Raw genomic sequence first — 18,562 nt, 5'->3', positions numbered from 1 at the left:
AGCCCGCCCGCCACAGAAGCCCGTTCAACGCAGAAGCCAACTCACCACAACAAACCCGGTCATTGTAAAAACCGACCTGTCATCTGGGCTCAATGAAGAACCCGCGGCCCGTCTTCTTTCTCCGGTTCGCCTTCTGCCAGGCGACCTGCCATCTGCACACCCACGCTCAACATGGCTTTAGCCACTTCCACGTGCTGGCCCTGCAAGAACACCTTGGCATCCTCGGAAAAATCCAGAATGACCAGAGAACCTTCGTCCTCTGCCCGGCGCAGCTCGATTCGGCCGTCAGGCAACTCAACAATTTCCAGAAAGGACGTCGGCATAAAAGTCTGTTCTCCACGAAAGGCCGGGATTATATCAGTCATCCACCCAGCCTCGCAGAGGATCTGAACAGGTTTCTTGACAGCTTGATGAATGGTCGCCGCCCAATTCCTACAGGATGATCAACATTCATTAAGGCCTTCACGAAAGCGCAGCGCCATCTTTTTCAATTCCTGGCGCCAGCCTTCCAGCTCTTCCCGGCTCAACGGCTTGGGCTCTTCCTCTTCCACTGCAACCGCCACGATCAGCGGCTGGGTCACATCCCCCTTGGGCACATGGGGAATGCGCGGCGGCTGGAACATATCGGCATGCGCCTTGAGCAAGCGTGCGATCCAACTGTCGGGGCTTTGCGCCATTTCCACCAGCTCAGCCAGCTCAGGAATCGCCATGGTGTCCAGCACTTCGCGATTCATGATCATTTCCGCACGGGGCGAACCGGCCTGGGGCAGGCGGTAAAACCCGGCGATTTCATGACACAGGCCCAGCAAGGCGCCATACAGGTGGAACAACGCCGCTTCACGCCCCGCCTGGACCAGCGCAATGGCATTCATCTCTTTCCCTTCCTCGGCACGGCCAAGGGCTTCCAGGGACAAACCCGCGAAGTAAATTTTCTGATTGGTACGGGTATAGAGTTCGTAGGCCATGACGGCAATCTCCACAACGAATAAACGTGATGCTGGCTGAACAGTGTCACGGATCAGCCGAGCCTACTGCAAGTGCAATAAACCGCCGCTTATGCGGGTCAAAAGTCGACTTTCAGAACCAAACAGACCCAAATGAAGAAGGGGGCAAGCCCCCACCCTCATTTGGGTCTTCAGCGCATCCGCCGGATCAAGCGCCCTGGCGCTTATCCTCGACCTTCCACTTGCCGCCGTCATAGAACGCTTTCCAGCCAGTCGGCTTGCCGTCCACTTCGGACTGCACGTACTGCTCCTTGGTCTTGCGGCTGTAGCGGATCACGGCTGGGCGACCATCCGGGTCCTTCTTCGGCGCTTCGCACAGGAAGTGGTACTTCGGATCGATCTCGTCCTTGTGCGGCACAATTTCCAGCACCAGCGGCGCACGGGTCTCGCGGTTCTTAGGGAACTGACTGGCGGCCAGGAACAACCCCGAAGCACCGTCACGCAGGATGTAGGTGTCGTTGACCTTCTCGCACTTGAGCTCCGGCATCTTCACCGGGTCCATCTTCGGCGGCGCCGCATCACCGCTTTTCAGCAGCTTGCGGGTGTTCTTGCAGGTGGGATTGGTACAGCCGAAGAACTTGCCGAAACGGCCGGTCTTGAGCTGCATCTCGCTGCCGCACTTGTCACATTCCAGGCTCGGACCTTCATAGCCCTTGATGCGATAGGTGCCCTCTTCGATCTCGTAGCCGTTGCAATCCGGGTTGTTACCGCAGATGTGCAGCTTGTGTTTCTCGTCAAGCAGGTAGGCGTCCATCGCCGTACTGCAGATCGGGCAACGGTGCTTGCCACGCAGTACCAACGACTCGGACTCGCCCTCGTCATCGGCCGCAATTTCGTCGCCCGGCACCAGGTTGACGGTGGCCTTGCAGCGCTCTTTCGGCGGCAGGCTGTAGCCCGAGCAACCGAGGAACACGCCAGTGGACGCAGTACGAATCTGCATCGGCCGACCACAAGTCTGGCACGGAATGTCGGTCATCACCGGCTGGTTGGCACGCATGCCACTCTCAGGGCTTTCGGCCACTTCGAGTTTCTTCTTGAAGTCGCCGTAGAACTCGTCCAGCACGTTTTTCCAGTCACGCTCGCCCTGGGCCACGTCATCGAGGTTCTCTTCCATCCCGGCGGTGAAGCCGTAGTCCATCAGGTTGGAGAAGCTCTCGGACAGACGCTCGGTGACGATGTCGCCCATCTTTTCCGAATAGAAACGACGGTTGTGCAGCGCCACGTAGCCGCGGTCCTGGATGGTGGAGATGATCGCCGCGTAGGTCGAAGGACGACCGATGCCGCGTTTTTCCATCTCTTTGACCAGGCTGGCCTCGGAGTAGCGCGCCGGCGGCTTGGTAAAGTGCTGGGACGGGTCGAGCTTGATCAGCTTCAGCGTATCGCCCTGGGCCATGTCCGGCAGCACGTCATCATCGCCCGGCTTGGCGATCTGCGGCATCACACGGGTATAGCCGTCGAACTTGAGGATACGGCCCTTGGCACGCAGCTCGAAGTCGCCAGCGCCCACACTCACGGTGGTGGACAGGTATTGCGCCGGCAGCATCTGGCAGGCCAGGAACTGGCGCCAGATCAGCTCGTAGAGGCGCTCGGCGTCGCGCTCCATGCCGCTCAGCTTGGCGGGCGTGGTGTTGGCGTCGGAAGGACGAATCGCTTCGTGAGCCTCCTGTGCGCCTTCCTTGCTGCTGTAGACGTTCGGCTTCTCCGGCAGGTACTTCTTGCCGAATTCGCTTTCAATATAGGTACGCGCCATGGCGACCGCGTCCACCGACAGGTTGGTGGAGTCGGTACGCATATACGTGATGTAGCCGGCTTCGTACAAGCGCTGGGCCATCATCATGGTCTTCTTCACACCGAAGCCCAGGCGGTTGCTCGCGGCCTGTTGCAGGGTGGAGGTGATAAACGGCGCCGACGGCTTGCTGCTGGTCGGTTTGTCTTCACGCTTGACGATGCTGTAGCTGGACGCCTTGAGCTTTTCCAGCGCGGCCATGGCCTGGGCTTCGTTCAGCGGCTTGAAAGCCTCGCCTTTCTCACGGGCCACTTCAAAGCGCACGTTGGCGCCCTTGGCGGTGCCGAGGTCTGCGTGGACTTCCCAATATTCTTCGGGGATGAACGCACGGATCTCGCGCTCACGCTCCACCACCAGCTTCACCGCAACCGATTGCACTCGGCCGGCAGACAGGCCACGAGCAATCTTCGCCCACAGCAGCGGCGAGACCATGTAACCCACCACGCGATCGAGGAAGCGACGCGCCTGCTGGGCGTTGACCCGGTCGATGTCCAGCTCGCCCGGCTTGGAGAAGGCTTCCTGGATAGCTTTCTTGGTGATTTCGTTGAACACCACGCGCTTGTAGCGGCTGTCATCACCGCCGATGGCTTCCCGCAGGTGCCAGGCAATGGCTTCCCCTTCGCGGTCCAAGTCCGTCGCGAGATAGATGGTGTCAGCATCCTTGGCGAGCCGGCGCAGCTCTTCGATGACCTTTTCCTTGCCGGGAAGGATTTCGTACTTGGCCTTCCAGCCATGTTCCGGGTCCACCCCCATACGCGAGACCAGCTGCTTGCGCGCTTTCTCTTTAGGGGTGAGCACCGGACCTTCGCCCGCAGCCGCCTTGCCGCGCTTGGCGGCTGGCTCCTTGCTGGCGCTAGCCGAACCGCTGGTGGGCAGGTCTCGGATATGGCCGATACTCGACTTCACCACGTACTCGTTGCCCAAGTACTTGTTGATGGTCTTGGCCTTAGCCGGGGATTCCACAATGACCAGCGATTTGCCCATGGATCGGAAAATTCCTGAATTCGAGAAGTGAAAGGCAGTTGGCGCCTGTCGCGGCAACGCTATATATAGTGGCAACAAGGTGAGGTCAAGCGCAGCAGTCTGCGCGACCTGCCGTTATTGCCCTGAAAAAAGACTGGGTTCGGCCTGGACCAAAGCAAAGCGCGGGACCTGCTCGCCGTCAACTTCGACGGTCTCCAGGAACATGCTCAACGGGCGCACCCAAAAGCCGTAATCGCCATACAGAGCTTGATAGAACACGACTTCTTCTGCGGTCTCGGAGTGGCGCGCCACACTGAAAACACGGTACTGCGGACCTTTATAATGTTGATAGAGCCCTGGTTCGACTTTCATGCTCTGGCCCTCTTACAAAATTTGTTGAAAAAAAATATTAAAAATTCCAAAAAACAAAAAACCGGGGCACTGGGCCCCGGCTTCCGTCACCCCAACGCTTAGACGCGTTCGAAGACGGTGGAAATGCCTTGGCCGAGACCAATGCACATGGTTGCAACCCCGAGGTTGCCGCCATTTTGCTTCATCACGTTAAGCAAAGTGCCAGAAATCCGCGCACCGGAGCAACCGAATGGGTGGCCCAGGGCAATCGCGCCGCCGTGCAGGTTAACCTTCTCATTCATCTTGTCGAGTACTTTCAAATCTTTCAGCACCGGCAGGGCCTGTGCAGCGAAAGCTTCGTTGAGCTCGAAGAAGTCGATGTCGTTGATGGTCAGGCCCGCGCGCTTCAAGGCTTTTTGTGTGGCCGGTACTGGACCATAGCCCATGATTGCCGGGTCCACACCCGCCACCGCCATCGAACGGATCACGGCCAGCGGCTGGATACCCAGGTCCTGGGCACGCTGCGCCGACATCACGATCATGCATGAGGCACCGTCAGTGATTTGCGACGAGGTACCGGCTGTCACGGTGCCGCCCTTTGGATTGAAGGCCGGCTTGAGCGCCGCCAGGCTTTCCAGGGTGGTGTCCGGACGAATGGTTTCGTCGTAGTCGAACAGTTTGAGGAAACCGTTCTCGTCGTAGCCGTTCATCGGGATGATTTCATCCTTGAACTTGCCTTCCACGGTCGCCTTGTGGGCCAACTGGTGGGAGCGCAGGCCGAACGCGTCCTGGGCTTCGCGGGTAATGCCGTGCATTTTGCCGAGCATTTCCGCGGTCAGGCCCATCATGCCCGAGGCTTTTGCCGCGTACAGCGACATGTGCGGGTTAGGGTCGACGCCGTGCATCATGCTGACGTGGCCCATGTGCTCCACGCCACCGACTACGAACACATCACCGTTGCCGGTCATGATCGCCTGGGCGGCGGTGTGCAGCGCGCTCATCGACGAACCGCACAGGCGGCTGACGGTCTGGCCGGCAGCAGTATGCGGGATCTGGGTCATCAACGACGCCATGCGCGCGATGTTCCAGCCCTGCTCCAGGGTCTGGTTGACGCAGCCCCAGATCACGTCCTCGACTTCGTTCGGGTCGACCTTGACGTTGCGTTCCAGCAATTTGCTGATCAGGTGCGCCGACATGTCTTCGGCACGGGTGTTGCGGTGCATGCCGCCCTTGGAGCGGCCCATCGGTGTGCGACCGAAGTCGACAATCACCACGTCTCTTGGATTCAAGCTCATAAATATTCTCGCTCTAGTCGTCTGGGCGCTTAACCGAAGAAGCTCTGGCCGTTCTTGGCCATTTCACGCAGCTTCGCGGTCGGGTGGTACAGCGGGCCCAGATCAGCGTATTTGTCAGCCAGGGCAACGAACTCGGCCACACCGATGGAATCGATGTAGCGCAGTGCACCACCACGGAATGGAGGGAAACCAATACCGTACACCAGGCCCATATCGGCTTCGGCGGCGGTTTCTACGATACCGTCTTCCAGGCAACGCACGGTTTCCAGGCACAGGGCGATCATCATCCAGTTGATGATGTCTTCGTCGGACACCTCACGCTGCTCGTAGATGACCGGTGCCAGCACTTCGTGCACGGACGGGTCGGCCACTTTCTTCTGCTTGCCCTTCTTGTCCGCCTCGTAGGCGTAGAAGCCCTTGCCGTTCTTCTGGCCCAGGCGCTTGGCCTCGTACAGCGCGTCGATCGCCGAGCGGCGGTCGTCTTTCATGCGGTCCGGGAAGCCTTCAGCCATCACGTCGCGGCCGTGGTGGCCGGTGTCGATGCCGACCACGTCCATCAGGTACGCCGGGCCCATCGGCCAGCCGAATTTTTCCATGACCTTGTCGATGCGCACGAAGTCCACGCCAGCGCTGACCAACTTGGCGAAACCACCGAAGTACGGGAACAGCACGCGGTTGACCAGGAAGCCCGGGCAGTCATTGACTACGATCGGGTTCTTGCCCATTTTCTTGGCGTAGGCAACGGTAGTGGCCACGGCCAGCTCGCTGGACTTCTCGCCACGGATCACTTCCACCAGCGGCATCATGTGCACCGGGTTGAAGAAGTGCATGCCGACGAAGTTTTCCGGACGCTTGAGGGCCTTGGCCAGCAGCGAGATGGAAATGGTCGAAGTGTTGGACGCCAGGATAGTGTCGTCTTTGACCTGGGCTTCCACTTCAGCCAGTACGGCTTGCTTGACCTTCGGGTTCTCGACAACCGCTTCGACCACCAGGTCGACATGGCCGAAATCACCGTAGGACAGCGTAGGACGAATGCCGTTGAGCACTTCAGCCATCTTCGCTGCGGTCATGCGACCTTTGTCCACACGACCGACCAGCAGCTTGGCGGCTTCCGCCAGACCTTGTTCGATGCCGTGCTCGTTGATGTCTTTCATCAGGATCGGCGTGCCTTTGGACGCCGACTGATAGGCGATACCGCCGCCCATGATACCGGCGCCGAGTACGGCAGCCTGTTTCACGTCGCGAGCAATTTCGTCGTAGGCCTTGGCCTTTTTCTTCAGTTCCTGATCGTTCAGGAACAGGCCGATCAGGCTCTGGGCCGCCGAGGTCTTCGCCAGTTTGACGAAGCCCGCCGCTTCCACTTCCAGGGCCTTGTCGCGCCCGAAGTTCGCGGCTTTCTGGATGGTCTTGATCGCTTCAACCGGCGCTGGGTAGTTCGGGCCGGCCTGGCCAGCCACGAAACCCTTGGCGGTTTCGAACGACATCATCTGTTCGATGGCGTTGAGCTTGAGTTTTTCCAGTTTCGGCTGACGCTTGGCCTTGTAGTCAAACTCGCCGCTGATGGCGCCCTTGATCAGGTTCAGTGCGGCTTCGGCCAGCTTGTCCGGAGCGACAACTGCGTCGACGGCACCGACTTTCAGGGCGTCTTCAGCCTTGTTTTCCTTACCGGCGGCGATCCACTCGATGGCATTGTCGGCACCGATCAGGCGCGGCAAACGTACGGTGCCGCCAAAACCTGGGTAGATGCCCAGCTTGACTTCGGGCAGGCCGATCTTGGCGGTGGCGGACATGACGCGGAAGTCTGCCGCCAGGCACATTTCCAGGCCGCCGCCCAACGCGATGCCGTTGATGGCAGCGACGGTCGGTACGTTGAGGTCTTCGAAATCGCTGAAAATCTTGTTGGCTTCGAGGTTGCCAGCCACCAGCTCGGCATCGGGCAGCTTGAAGTTGTCGACGAATTCGGTGATATCAGCGCCGACGATGAACACGTCCTTGCCGCTGGAAACGATCACGCCCTTGACCGAAGCATCTGCTTTGATGGTGTCTACGGCCTGACGCAATTCATTCAGGGTTAGACGGTTGAACTTGTTGACGGACTCACCCTTGAGGTCGAATTTCAGTTCGACGATGCCACTTTCAAGAGCCTTAACCGTGATGGCTTTACCTTCGTAAATCATCAACTGATCTCCACGATATGGAAGCTGAACAGTACACATTGGACGCTGGCCTATGGGTTGGACATTGATGAAATCGTCAATGTTCACGCCAATCCGCCAGGCACACCCGCCAATGCGATAGTCGGGATTCTGTATGAGTCGTCTGACAGACAAACGCTCAATTCATACGCCCGTTTGATTTGGGTACGCCACCTTCATCCAATTCCGGGCAATTGTCAATCGCTCCAAAGGCTAGGAAAAACGCGACTTTCCAGTCAGTTCAGAACCTCACGCCCACGCCCGCGCATTATCAATATCTGAATATTCACGAAATCAATAATAGAAAAGATGTGGGAAAAGGCTGTACAGAATGGGATATGCGGCTAGGCTAGCCGCAACCAACGATTTACCGGCCTGCCTGGCCAACTCCAGCCCGATGATGACTGTCGGGCTTTTTATTGCCTGCGATTCAGGCCAACGCCTTGAGCAGCGCATCGATATCCTTCAACACGCTCGCCTCGCCCTTCTCGCCCCAGTACAAGGCGATCATCTGCTTGTCTGCCTCGACCTTGTAGACGTTGGCCGGCAGCGTCGCAAAATGCGGCAACAACTTTTCATCGACGCACACTTCGCGCCATTGATTGACCCACACACCTGGATCCAACTGCCAATAACACCATATCGCCGGCGTGCTGCCGCGTCGTGGCCGACAGTACTGCGCGCAAGGGCTCGGCGGCTCCTGCTTGAGCCAGTGCGGCCACTCCTGGGGCGCCAATTGCATGGCCAGGCCGATACGGCGCGCCTCCATGCGCAGGGCCATGCGCCCGCTCTGGTGGCGCGACGGGCGCAACCATGCCAGGGGGCTCAGCAGCACCACAAGGATTGACACCACTATCCAGACCGTCATATGTGTACTCCCGAATTTACAGATGAGCGGATTTGATCTGACGCAACCCCATCCGCTTGAAAGCAGCCATACTGAATCTATTGCAGTCCCCCTGGAGGAACGCCTCATGCCCTACCAACATATTCTGGTCGCTGTCGATCTGACCGAAGAGTGCGATCCAGTGATCAAGCGCGCGCAGGAATCTGCATTGGCCAATGGTGCGGTGCTGTCGCTGGTGCATATCGTCGAGCCCATGGCCATGGCCTTTGGCGGTGACGTTCCGATGGACCTTTCCCAGTTGCAGCAACAACAATTCGACCAGGCCAAGGAGCGTCTGGACCGCTTGATTCTCAAGTACCCGCACCTGAAAAAGGAAGACTGCCACCTGACATACGGCCAACCGCGCCAGGAAATCCACCACCTGGCCAAGGAAAAAGGTTGTGATCTGATCGTGGTCGGCAGCCATGGCCGTCATGGGCTCGCATTGCTGCTAGGCTCCACGGCCAACGATGTACTGCATGGTGCGCCATGCGATGTGCTGGCGGTGAAGCTGCTCAAAAGCTCGTAAGACCAGGAGGGGGCTTGCCCCCTCCCACATTTTGAATCGCATTTCATATGAAAAACCCGGTGTTCATCCAAATGAACACCGGGTTTTTCAATGCATTTGGATCAATCAGGCATCCAACTCAGCCCAACGCTCGACCAACACTTCCAGCTCCTGGTTCAGTTTCTCCAGGGAAGCGATGACCTCGGCGGTTTCCGCCGCCGGACGCAGGTAGAACCCCGCGTCAGCCATTTGCGCTTCTACCGCGGCAATCTGCTGTTCCTTGGCGTCGATATCACCCGGCAAGGCTTCCAGCTCACGCTGCAGCTTGTAGCTGAGTTTCTTCCTGGTCGCCGGCGCAGCGTCCTGGGCCGGTGCAGCAGCAGCGACCACCGGGGTCACGACGGCGGAGGTCAAGTCGGCTTTGCCGGACTTGCTCTCGGTCACGCCCAGCAATCGCGGGGAACCGCCCTGGCGCAGCCAGTCCTGGTAACCACCGACGTATTCACGCACCTTGCCCTCACCTTCGAAGACCAGGGTGCTGGTGACCACGTTGTCGAGGAATGCCCGGTCGTGGCTCACCATCAGCACGGTGCCGTTGAAGGTCAGCAGCACTTCTTCCAACAGCTCGAGGGTTTCCACGTCGAGGTCGTTGGTCGGTTCGTCGAGGACCAGCAGGTTGGCCGGCTTGCTGAACAGCTTGGCCAGCAGCAGGCGCGCACGCTCACCACCGGACAAGGCTTTCACCGGGGTACGCGCACGCTGCGGGCTGAACAGGAAGTCGCCCAGGTAGCTGAGCACGTGACGGCTCTGGCCGTCGATATCGATAAAGTCGCGGCCTTCGGCGACGTTGTCGATCACGGTCTTTTCCAGGTCCAACTGATGGCGCAACTGGTCGAAGTAGGCCACGTCGATCCGCGTGCCCTCCTCCACTTTACCGCTGGTCGGCTGCAGGCCGTTGAGCATCAGCTTGAGCAAGGTGGTCTTGCCGGTGCCGTTGGCGCCCAGCAGGCCGATACGGTCACCGCGCTGCAGGACCATGGAGAAGTCCTTGATCAGGAACGGGCCGTCCGGGTGGTGGAAACTGACGCTCTCCAGCACCATCACCTGCTTGCCCGACTTGTCGGCGGTGTCCAGCTGGATATTGGCCTTGCCGGTACGCTCGCGACGCTCGCTGCGCTCGACACGCAGGGCTTTGAGGGCGCGTACGCGACCTTCGTTACGGGTGCGGCGGGCCTTGATGCCCTGGCGGATCCAGACTTCTTCCTGGGCCAGTTTCTTGTCGAACAGCGCGTTGGCGGTTTCTTCGGCGGCCAGCGCGGCTTCCTTGTGCACCAGGAAGCTGGCGTAGTCGCCGTTCCAGTCGATCAGGCCGCCACGGTCCAGTTCCAGGATGCGCGTTGCCAGGTTCTGCAGGAAGGAACGGTCGTGCGTGATGAACAGCACGGCGCCCTGGAATTCCTTGAGGGCTTCTTCCAGCCAGGCAATCGCGCCGATGTCCAAGTGGTTGGTCGGTTCGTCGAGCAGCAGCAGGTCCGGCTCGGACACCAACGCCTGGGCCAGCAATACGCGACGACGCCAGCCGCCGGACAACTCGGCGAGGGTCTTGTCCGCCGGCAGTTGCAGGCGACTCAGGGTACTGTCGACCAACTGCTGCAAACGCCAGCCATCACGAGCTTCCAGGTCTTGCTGGACGTGCATCAGCTTGTTCAGGTCATCTTCGGTGACACAGTTCTGTGCCAGGTGATGGTATTCGGCGAGCAGTGCGCCAACGCCGTCGAGGCCTTCGGCAACCACGTCGAACACTGTCCGTCCGTCGGCCACCGGCAATTCTTGCGGCAATTCGCCGATCTTGAGGCCCGGCGCGCGCCATACGGAGCCGTCATCGGGCTTCTGATCGCCCTTGACCAGCTTCATCATGCTGGATTTGCCGGTGCCGTTGCGGCCGATGATGCACACCCGCTCACCACGGGCGATCTGCCAGGACACCTTGTCCAACAACGGCATGGCGCCGAAAGCAAGGGACACATCGCTGAATTTGAGCAGGGTCATACGCTTCTCCAAAAACTGGGCGCGCATTCTACCTGAGTTAGGGGCTGAGGCGGCCGGGATTTTCTCAGTCGACATACTCTGAGAGACATTTCCGAGTAACTTGAACGAAGCGGCGGTCAAAGCTTTCATCGGCGTCAGGCAAAAGGCTAAGCTAGGGGCAATCAGTGTCGGCGGCGCCGGCACTTGTCCAGATTCCTCTGCACGGACGTCTCATGCGCAGTCGCCTTTTCAACTTTTTATCTTGTCTGCTTCTTTCCGCCACCGCCGTCCAATCCGCCCAGGCCGTGGACCTCACCACCCAACGTCAATATTACGATGAAGCCAAACGCGCTCTGGCCAAGGGCGATACAGGCCCGTACATGCAATACAGCCAGGCCTTGGCCGACTACCCGCTGACGCCCTACCTGGCCTACGACGAACTGACCGCTCGCCTGAAAACCGCGAGCAACCAGGAAATCGAGCAATTCCTCGCCAAAAACGGCGACCTGCCCCAGGCCAACTGGATGAAACTGCGCTGGTTGCGCTGGTTGGCCGAGCGCGGCGACTGGCAGACCTTTGAAAAGTACTACGACCCCAAGCTCAATTTCGTCGAACTGGACTGCCTGCACGGCCAGTACCAGCTCACCCATAATCTGAAGGCCGAAGGCTACAAGACCGCCGAAAAACTCTGGATGACCGGCAAGTCCCAACCGGCTGCCTGCGATGTCACCTTTGGCCAATGGGCGGCTGACGGCCAACTCACCGAACAGAAGATCTGGGACCGCGCCAAACTCGCCGCCGAAGCACGCAACTACGCGCTGGCCAACAGCCTGGTAAAAACCCTGCGCACGCTGGGCCCTCAAGGCCGCCTGATGGTGGACGTGGCGCAAAAGCCCGACATGCTCAGTGACCCATCGCGCTTCCTGCCGGCCACCGAGGCCATGTCTGACGCCGTGGGCCTGGGCCTGCGTCGCCTGGCACGCCAGGATCCGGACAAGGCCATGGCCCTGCTCGATGGCTACGCCAGCAGCATGCACTTCTCCCGTGACGAAAAAGTGTCGATCGCCCGGGAAATCGGTCTCACCCTGGCCAAGCGCTATGACCCACGCGCGCTGGAGGTGATGACCAAGTACGATCCCGAATTGCGCGACAACACTGTGTCCGAGTGGCGCCTGCGCCTGCTGCTGCGCCTGGCCCGCTGGGAAGACGCCTACCAGTTGACCCGCAAACTGCCACAAGACCTGGCCACCACCAACCGCTGGCGCTACTGGCAGGCCCGCAGCCTGGAACTGGCCGAGCCGAAGAACCCGCAAGCGCTGGTCCTGTACAAGCACCTGGCGCAGGAGCGTGACTTCTATGGGTTCCTGGCCGCTGATCGCTCCAAGGCGCCGTACCAGTTGAAGAACAAACCGTTGCTGATGAGCCAGGCGCTGGTCAACAAGGTGCGCAATACCCCGGGCGTGCGTCGTGCACTGGAGTTCTACGCACGTGGCCAGGTGGTGGATGGCCGCCGTGAGTGGTACCACGTCAGCCGTCACTTCAACCGTGACGAAATGGTCGCCCAGGCCAAGCTGGCCTACGACATGAAGTGGTACTTCCCGGCCATCCGCACCATCAGCCAGGCGCAGTACTGGGACGACCTGGACATCCGCTTCCCGATGGCCCACCGCGATACCCTGGTGCGTGAAGCCAAGGTGCGCGGCCTGCATTCCAGCTGGGTGTTCGCAATCACTCGCCAGGAAAGCGCCTTCATGGACGACGCCCGCTCCGGCGTCGGCGCCAGCGGCCTGATGCAACTGATGCCCGGCACCGCCAAGGAAACCGCACGCAAGTTCAGCATCCCCCTGGCCTCCCCGGCCCAGGTGCTGGACCCGGATAAAAACATCCAGCTCGGCGCCGCCTACCTGAGCCAGGTGCACAGCCAGTTCAACGGCAACCGCGTGCTCGCCTCCGCCGCCTACAACGCCGGACCGGGTCGCGTACGCCAGTGGCTGCGCGGCGCCGATCACCTGAGTTTCGATGTGTGGGTGGAGAGCATCCCGTTCGACGAAACCCGTCAGTATGTGCAGAACGTGCTGTCTTATTCGGTGATCTACGGGCAGAAGCTCAACTCACCGCAACCGCTGGTGGATTGGCATGAGCGGTACTTTGATGATCAGTGACACCATCGCCTGAGGGGTGAGCGGGCATTTGTGGCGAGCGGGCTTGCCCCGCGTTGGAGTGCGCAGCGCTCCCAATCCAGGCGACGTTTGGGGGCTGCTACGCAGCCCAACGCGGGGCAAGCCCGCTCGCCACAACAAGCCCGCTGGCCACAACAAGCCTGTTCATCACAATAAGCCCGTTCACCACATAGGCCGCGCTAGCTGTCGCTTTTCGCGACCTCATCATTGAACTGCAACGCCGCCAACCTTGCATACAACGCATTGCTCGCAATCAACTGCTGATGCGTCCCCACTGCCACCAGCTTGCCCTGGTCCATCACGGCAATGCGGTCGGCGTTCTTCACCGTGGCCAGTCGATGGGCGATCACGAGGGTGGTGCGCCCTTGCATCAGTTGCGGCAGCGCTTGCTGGATCAGGTGTTCACTCTGGGCATCGAGGGCGCTGGTGGCTTCGTCCAGCAGCAGGATCGGTGCGTCCACCAGCAAGGCGCGGGCGATGGCCAGGCGCTGGCGTTGACCGCCGGAGAGGCCCATGCCGCCGTCGCCCAGGTGGGTCTGGTAGCCGTCGGGCATTTGCAGGATGAAATCGTGGGCGTGGGCAATGCGCGCCGCCGCTTCGACCTGTTCCTGGGTGGCCGTCGGGTTGCCGTAGCGGATGTTCTCTTCGACGCTGCCAAAGAACAGCGCCGGGCTCTGGGACACCAGGGCGAAGTGGCGGCGCAGGTCCATGGGGTCGAGTTCGGTCAGCGGGTGGCCTTCAATCAGGATGCGGCCTTGCTGGGGGTCGTAGAAGCGCAACAGCAGGTCGAAGATCGTCGATTTGCCCGCACCGGATGGGCCGACCAACGCCAGGGTTTCACCAGGATTGATGGTCAGGTTCAGGCCGTCGATGGCGTAGCTGTCCGGCCGTGAAGGGTAGGAAAAGCGCAGGTCCTGCAGTTCCATGCGCCCGCTGACCCGGGCCGGCAGTCGGACAGTACCGGCGACCGGCGCCTGGATGTCGTTGCTCGACTGCAGCAACTCGCCAATGCGCTCGGCGGCTCCGGCGGCACGTTGCAGTTCGCCGAGCACCTCGCTGAGGGTGCCGACCGCGCTGCCGACGATCAGGCTGTAGAACACAAACGCCGCCAGTTCACCGCCGGAAATGCGCCCGCTGATCACGTCCATGCCGCCGACCCACAACATCACGCCCACGGCACCGAGTACCAGCATGATCACCAGGGTAATCAGCCAGGCCCGCTGGGTGATGCGCTTGCGTGCGGTGGTGAAGGCGTCTTCCACGGTCACGGCGAAGCGCTGTTCGTCCTGCACCTGGTGGTTGTACGCCTGCACGGTCTTGATCTGGCCGAGGGTCTCGGACACATAGCTGCCCACATCGGCGATGCGGTCCTGGCTCTGACGCGACAGACTGCGCACCCGGCGGCCGAAGATCAGGATCGGCGCCAGCACCAGCGGCAGCGCCACCACCACGATGCTGGTGAGCTTGGGATTGGTGACAAACAGCAGCACGATACCGCCGATGACCATCAAGGCATTGCGCAGGAACAACGACAGCGAGGAACCGATCACCGATTGCAGCAGCGTGGTATCAGTGGTCAGCCGCGACTGGATTTCCGAACTGCGGTTGTTCTCATAGAAGCCCGGATGCAGGTAGATCAGGTGGTTGAACACCTGCCGGCGAATATCCGCGACCACCCGTTCGCCGATCCACGACACCAGGTAGAACCGCGCAAAGGTGCCGACCGCCAGGCCCAGCACCAGGATCATGAACAGCCCGATGGACTGATTGAGCAGGTGCGGTGACTGCGTCATGAACCCCTGGTCCACCAGCAGGCGGATGCCCTGCCCCATGGACAAGGTGATGCCAGCCGTGACGATCAGCGCCAACAGGGCGCCAAGCGCCTGCCAGCGGTAGGGCGCGATGAAGCGACTGGCCAGGCGAATGGCACGGCGTTGGCGGACTGAGAACATGGAGGGCATCACCGATAAGGAGTCTGTATACCTACATGGGGGGAACTTGGGCGAATAGCAATGAGTCAGGTTAATTATGCCCGCCGATGCTGATCCCTAGAGGCTATCGGTCTAACCCCCGGCTGGAAATATGTATCGGTTTCTGGTGGACTGGGTGTTCGAACCGCTGACCTGGCAGGGAGTTGTAACAGCCTGGTCACGCGCGGGTTTTAGAATAGGTACACAACTTGATGAGGAGACAGGCCATGACCTTGCAGAACAGCAGCGATGCCAAGATTGAAGTGATCCGCCAGCAGCAGCAGCAGTTGCCTTGCTCGTACATCGATGCCCAGGGCCGCGAAGTGCAGATCACCGAAAAGATGATCCAGCAAGCGTGCAGCGAACTGGAACAGCGACTGGTCAAGCCTGCACAGCAAGGCTGAAGCGCCCACGCTCGTTCAAACCCGGCCCTGGTGGCCGGGTTTTTTATCGGGTATCTAAACCGCTACTGCGCCCAACGCGGACACGATGTTGGACAACACCGCCGACTCACCCTGGATGCGCACCTTCAAACCATCGATCTCGCGGCGCTCGGGGTAGTGCTTGCGCAGCAGGTCAAACGCCTTGCGCTGCTCGTCCACCGTTCCTACGAGGCTGCGGCGGAAATCCGCATCATCCCGGCGTGGGTCGTACACGCTGCGGCACAGGGTCGCCAGTGCCCACGCGGGGTCGGTGGAAGCATTCAACTGCACCTCGGCCAACCACGGTGGCGGCAGCAGGTCACTCAAGTGAATGCTCGGTTCCTGGCCCAGGTGCGCGCAGAACGCCTGATAGACCTGCGCCGTGCCGCGCTGCTTGCCGTCCAGGCTGTAGCCGGCGATATGCGGCGTGGCCAATACACACAGGTCAGCCAGGTCGACGTCCACCTGCGGCTCGCCCTCCCACACATCCAGCACCGCTTGCAGGTCTTCGCGGTCCAGCAGCACTTCGCGCAGGGCGGCATTGTCGACCACCGGGCCACGGCTGGCGTTGATCAGCCAGGTGCCAGGCTTGAGCTGCTCAAGACGCTGGCGGTCGAACAGGTGCCAGGTGGAGCCGTTGCCGGACTTGGTCAGCGGGGTGTGCAGGCTGATCACGTCGCATTGCTCGATGATCTGCGCCAGGCTGACGTAATCGCCGTCTTCGGCGATTTGCCGGGGCGGGTCGCAGACCAGCACGTTCCAGCCCAGGCCCCTGAGCACCTTGACCAGTCGCCCGCCGACTTCACCGGCACCCACTACGCCATAGGTGCGCTGGTTGAGGTCAGCGCCCTCGATCTCGGCCAGGGTCTGCAGGCTGCCCAGCACATAGTCCACCACACCGCGGGCGTTACAGCCGGGGGCGCTGGACCATTGGATGCCGGCCTGCTGGAAGTAGTCGAGGTCCAGGTGATCGGTGCCGATGGTGCAAGTGCCGACAAAGCGCACGTTGGTGCCATCGAGCAAGGCACGGTTGACGTTGGTCACCGAGCGCACCAACAACACGTCGGCCTGCTCGACCGTCGCACGGTCGATGGAACGGCCAGGCACACGGCGAATCTCGCCGAAACCCTGGAAGAAGGCATCGAGCAGCGGAATATTTTCGTCGGCAACAATCAGCATGGCAGGCTCCTTAGGCGGACCCGCAGTGTACAGGGATCGCAGCCCTCGCTTACAAATCGCTAACACAGGTTTTTTCCTGACCGATGCGTCAGCGCGTAGAATCCGCCGTCCTGCGCTTGCTTCGACTGGACACCTGCACGTGAACACTGCCGCCGCCCCCCTTACCCGCCCCGCCCGCATCCGCCGGGAAGTGCGCGGCCTGCTGACGCTCGCCCTGCCGATCATGATCGGCCAACTGGCCACCACGGCGATGAGCTTTGTCGATGCGGTGATGGCCGGACGCGTCAGCCCCCAAGACCTGGCGGCGGAGGGCCTGGGCAACTCGATCTGGATTCCGGTGTACCTCTTGATGACCGGCACACTGCTGGCCACCACGCCCAAAGTCGCCCAGCGCTACGGTGCCGGGCAGTTCAGCGAGATCGGCCCGCTGGTGCGCCAATCACTGTGGCTGGCGCTGGTGGTGGGTATCACGGCAGCGCTGTTGCTGCTCTGCGCCGAGCCCATCCTGCATGCCATGAAAGTCGAACCCGACCTGATCAAACCGTCCATGGGCTACCTGCACGGCATCGCCGCGGGCATGCCGGCCATCGCGTTCTACTACGTATTGCGCTGCTTCAGTGATGGCCTGGGCCGCACCCGGCCCAGCATGGTCATGGGCCTGTGTGGTTTGGCGCTGAACATTCCACTGAACTACATCTTCATCTACGGCCACCTGGGCGTACCGGCCATGGGCGGCGTGGGCTGCGGCTGGGCCACGGCCATTGCGATGTGGGTGATGATGCTCGGCCTGGCCGGATGGACCCGCTGGGGACCGGCCTACCAGAGCAGCGAACTGTTCAAGCGTTTCGACTGGCCGCAGTGGGCGGTGATCAAGCGCGTGCTTGGGATTGGCTTGCCGATTGGCATCGCGATCTTTGCCGAATCGAGCATTTTTGCGGTCATCGCCCTGCTGATCGGCAGCCTCGGCGCCACGGTGGTCTCGGGCCATCAGATCGCGCTGAACGTCAGCTCGCTGGTTTTCATGATTCCCTACTCCCTGAGCATGGCCGTGACAGTGCGTGTCGGCCAGGCCCTGGGCCGTGGGGAACCGCGTGAAGCGCGTTTTGCCGCAGGGGTCGGCATGGGCACGGCGCTGGCCTACGCCTGCCTGTCCTGCAGCCTGATGTTGCTGCTTCGCGAACAGATTGCCGCGATCTACACCCCGGACCCGATCGTCATCCACCTGGCCTCCACGCTGATCGTGTTTTCAGCGCTGTTCCAATTCAGTGATTCGATCCAGGTCACTGCTGCCGGTGCCTTGCGTGGCTACCAGGACACCCGTGTCACCATGGTGCTGACCTTGTTCGCCTACTGGGGAGTGGGCCTGCCGGTGGGTTACGCCCTGGGCCTGACCGACTGGCTCGGCGAACCAAGCGGCCCGAGCGGCTTGTGGCAGGGGCTGATCGTGGGCCTGAGCTGCGCCGCGGGGATGCTGCTGGTGCGTCTGGCGCGCAGTGCACGCCGGCGCATCCGCGCAGAAAAAGCGCAGGGTTAAGCAGACTTCTTGCGGATCCAGTACAGGTACGTACCCGCCTGTTCCTGCTGATCCACCAGTTCGTGGTCCAGGAACACGCAGAACTTGGGGATATCGCGACGCGTGGACGGGTCGGTCGCGATCACCTTGAGCAGGCCGCCGGGCGGCAGGTCGCGGATATGCTGGTGCAGCATCATCACCGGCTCCGGGCAGTTGAGGCCGGTGGCGTCGAGGGTGGCATCGACGGGCAAATCGAGGTTCATACATCACTCCTGAAACGGA

15 protein-coding genes are annotated in these 18,562 nt (G+C 60.9%); 4 read left to right on the top strand and 11 right to left on the bottom strand.

The window, feature by feature from the left end:
* Window positions 1-89: 89 nt before the first annotated feature.
* From AC3WP7_RS19875 to AC3WP7_RS19845, 7 genes are all read right to left on the bottom strand, one after another.
* Complete coding sequence (locus tag AC3WP7_RS19875; RefSeq protein ID WP_010212068.1) at window positions 90-323, bottom strand: hypothetical protein; 234 nt, start codon at window positions 321-323, stop codon at window positions 90-92.
* A gap of 120 nt (window positions 324-443) precedes the next feature.
* Window positions 444-965 (bottom strand): DUF6586 family protein, encoded by a 522-nt coding sequence (locus AC3WP7_RS19870; RefSeq protein ID WP_092247378.1) that lies wholly within the window; start codon window positions 963-965, stop codon window positions 444-446.
* 187 nt (window positions 966-1,152) lie between these two features.
* Window positions 1,153-3,774, bottom strand: a complete 2,622-nt coding sequence (topA, locus tag AC3WP7_RS19865) for a type I DNA topoisomerase (protein ID WP_092247375.1) — start codon at window positions 3,772-3,774, stop codon at window positions 1,153-1,155.
* Between the two features lie 114 nt (window positions 3,775-3,888).
* Window positions 3,889-4,125: a DUF1653 domain-containing protein gene (locus AC3WP7_RS19860; protein ID WP_092247372.1), complete on the bottom strand. Its 237-nt coding sequence runs from the start codon at window positions 4,123-4,125 to the stop codon at window positions 3,889-3,891.
* A gap of 98 nt (window positions 4,126-4,223) precedes the next feature.
* Window positions 4,224-5,399: an acetyl-CoA C-acyltransferase FadA gene (gene fadA, locus AC3WP7_RS19855; protein ID WP_016975260.1), complete on the bottom strand. Its 1,176-nt coding sequence runs from the start codon at window positions 5,397-5,399 to the stop codon at window positions 4,224-4,226.
* A gap of 29 nt (window positions 5,400-5,428) precedes the next feature.
* Window positions 5,429-7,576, bottom strand: coding sequence for a fatty acid oxidation complex subunit alpha FadB (gene fadB / locus AC3WP7_RS19850; RefSeq protein WP_034102543.1), 2,148 nt, complete (start codon window positions 7,574-7,576; stop codon window positions 5,429-5,431).
* A gap of 448 nt (window positions 7,577-8,024) precedes the next feature.
* A complete protein-coding gene (locus AC3WP7_RS19845; RefSeq protein WP_071489006.1) occupies window positions 8,025-8,462 on the bottom strand; it encodes a hypothetical protein in 438 nt (145 codons plus the stop codon).
* A gap of 106 nt (window positions 8,463-8,568) precedes the next feature.
* Between AC3WP7_RS19845 and AC3WP7_RS19840 the strand changes: the two genes are divergently transcribed.
* Window positions 8,569-9,009, top strand: a complete 441-nt coding sequence (locus AC3WP7_RS19840; protein WP_092247369.1) for a universal stress protein — start codon at window positions 8,569-8,571, stop codon at window positions 9,007-9,009.
* 105 nt (window positions 9,010-9,114) lie between these two features.
* On the opposite strand, the gene AC3WP7_RS19835 is transcribed toward AC3WP7_RS19840, so the two are convergent.
* Window positions 9,115-11,037: an ATP-binding cassette domain-containing protein gene (locus AC3WP7_RS19835; protein ID WP_102593050.1), complete on the bottom strand. Its 1,923-nt coding sequence runs from the start codon at window positions 11,035-11,037 to the stop codon at window positions 9,115-9,117.
* Window positions 11,038-11,249: 212 nt separating this feature from the next.
* On the opposite strand from AC3WP7_RS19835, the gene AC3WP7_RS19830 reads away from it, so the two are divergent.
* Window positions 11,250-13,178, top strand: a complete 1,929-nt coding sequence (locus tag AC3WP7_RS19830; protein WP_092247363.1) for a transglycosylase SLT domain-containing protein — start codon at window positions 11,250-11,252, stop codon at window positions 13,176-13,178.
* A 197-nt stretch (window positions 13,179-13,375) separates the two neighbouring features.
* Here AC3WP7_RS19830 and AC3WP7_RS19825 read toward each other — a convergent pair whose 3' ends face one another.
* Window positions 13,376-15,157, bottom strand: a complete 1,782-nt coding sequence (locus tag AC3WP7_RS19825; protein WP_172963339.1) for an ABC transporter transmembrane domain-containing protein — start codon at window positions 15,155-15,157, stop codon at window positions 13,376-13,378.
* A 236-nt stretch (window positions 15,158-15,393) separates the two neighbouring features.
* Here AC3WP7_RS19825 and AC3WP7_RS19820 point away from each other — a divergent pair, with 236 nt between their 5' ends.
* Window positions 15,394-15,570, top strand: a complete 177-nt coding sequence (locus tag AC3WP7_RS19820) for a PA1571 family protein (RefSeq protein WP_172963338.1) — start codon at window positions 15,394-15,396, stop codon at window positions 15,568-15,570.
* A 54-nt stretch (window positions 15,571-15,624) separates the two neighbouring features.
* Here AC3WP7_RS19820 and pdxB read toward each other — a convergent pair whose 3' ends face one another.
* Window positions 15,625-16,767: a 4-phosphoerythronate dehydrogenase PdxB gene (gene pdxB, locus AC3WP7_RS19815; protein ID WP_102592636.1), complete on the bottom strand. Its 1,143-nt coding sequence runs from the start codon at window positions 16,765-16,767 to the stop codon at window positions 15,625-15,627.
* 139 nt (window positions 16,768-16,906) lie between these two features.
* Here pdxB and AC3WP7_RS19810 point away from each other — a divergent pair, with 139 nt between their 5' ends.
* Window positions 16,907-18,301, top strand: a complete 1,395-nt coding sequence (locus AC3WP7_RS19810; protein ID WP_102630104.1) for an MATE family efflux transporter — start codon at window positions 16,907-16,909, stop codon at window positions 18,299-18,301.
* On the opposite strand, the gene tusA is transcribed toward AC3WP7_RS19810, so the two are convergent.
* A complete protein-coding gene (gene tusA / locus AC3WP7_RS19805; RefSeq protein WP_058425075.1) occupies window positions 18,298-18,543 on the bottom strand; it encodes a sulfurtransferase TusA in 246 nt (81 codons plus the stop codon). The two genes, AC3WP7_RS19810 and tusA, sit on opposite strands and share 4 nt — an antisense overlap.
* Between the last annotated feature and the right edge of the window lie 19 nt (window positions 18,544-18,562).

This window comes from Pseudomonas sp. FW305-3-2-15-C-LB1, from assembly GCF_058787615.1.
The sequence above is the reverse complement of the archived record's forward strand: the minus strand, read 5'-3'. Positions and strand labels throughout refer to the sequence as shown.

Bases quoted from the DNA above. Each gene is read 5' to 3' on its own strand.
- AC3WP7_RS19875 (WP_010212068.1), bottom strand. From the start codon at position 323: ATGCCGACGTCCTTTCTGGAAATTGTTGAGTTGCCTGACGGCCGAATC.
- AC3WP7_RS19870 (WP_092247378.1), bottom strand. From the start codon at position 965: ATGGCCTACGAACTCTATACCCGTACCAATCAGAAAATTTACTTCGCG.
- topA (WP_092247375.1), bottom strand. From the start codon at position 3,774: ATGGGCAAATCGCTGGTCATTGTGGAATCCCCGGCTAAGGCCAAGACC.
- AC3WP7_RS19860 (WP_092247372.1), bottom strand. From the start codon at position 4,125: ATGAAAGTCGAACCAGGGCTCTATCAACATTATAAAGGTCCGCAGTAC.
- fadA (WP_016975260.1), bottom strand. From the start codon at position 5,399: ATGAGCTTGAATCCAAGAGACGTGGTGATTGTCGACTTCGGTCGCACA.
- fadB (WP_034102543.1), bottom strand. From the start codon at position 7,576: ATGATTTACGAAGGTAAAGCCATCACGGTTAAGGCTCTTGAAAGTGGC.
- AC3WP7_RS19845 (WP_071489006.1), bottom strand. From the start codon at position 8,462: ATGACGGTCTGGATAGTGGTGTCAATCCTTGTGGTGCTGCTGAGCCCC.
- AC3WP7_RS19840 (WP_092247369.1), top strand. From the start codon at position 8,569: ATGCCCTACCAACATATTCTGGTCGCTGTCGATCTGACCGAAGAGTGC.
- AC3WP7_RS19835 (WP_102593050.1), bottom strand. From the start codon at position 11,037: ATGACCCTGCTCAAATTCAGCGATGTGTCCCTTGCTTTCGGCGCCATG.
- AC3WP7_RS19830 (WP_092247363.1), top strand. From the start codon at position 11,250: ATGCGCAGTCGCCTTTTCAACTTTTTATCTTGTCTGCTTCTTTCCGCC.
- AC3WP7_RS19825 (WP_172963339.1), bottom strand. From the start codon at position 15,157: ATGCCCTCCATGTTCTCAGTCCGCCAACGCCGTGCCATTCGCCTGGCC.
- AC3WP7_RS19820 (WP_172963338.1), top strand. From the start codon at position 15,394: ATGACCTTGCAGAACAGCAGCGATGCCAAGATTGAAGTGATCCGCCAG.
- pdxB (WP_102592636.1), bottom strand. From the start codon at position 16,767: ATGCTGATTGTTGCCGACGAAAATATTCCGCTGCTCGATGCCTTCTTC.
- tusA (WP_058425075.1), bottom strand. From the start codon at position 18,543: ATGAACCTCGATTTGCCCGTCGATGCCACCCTCGACGCCACCGGCCTC.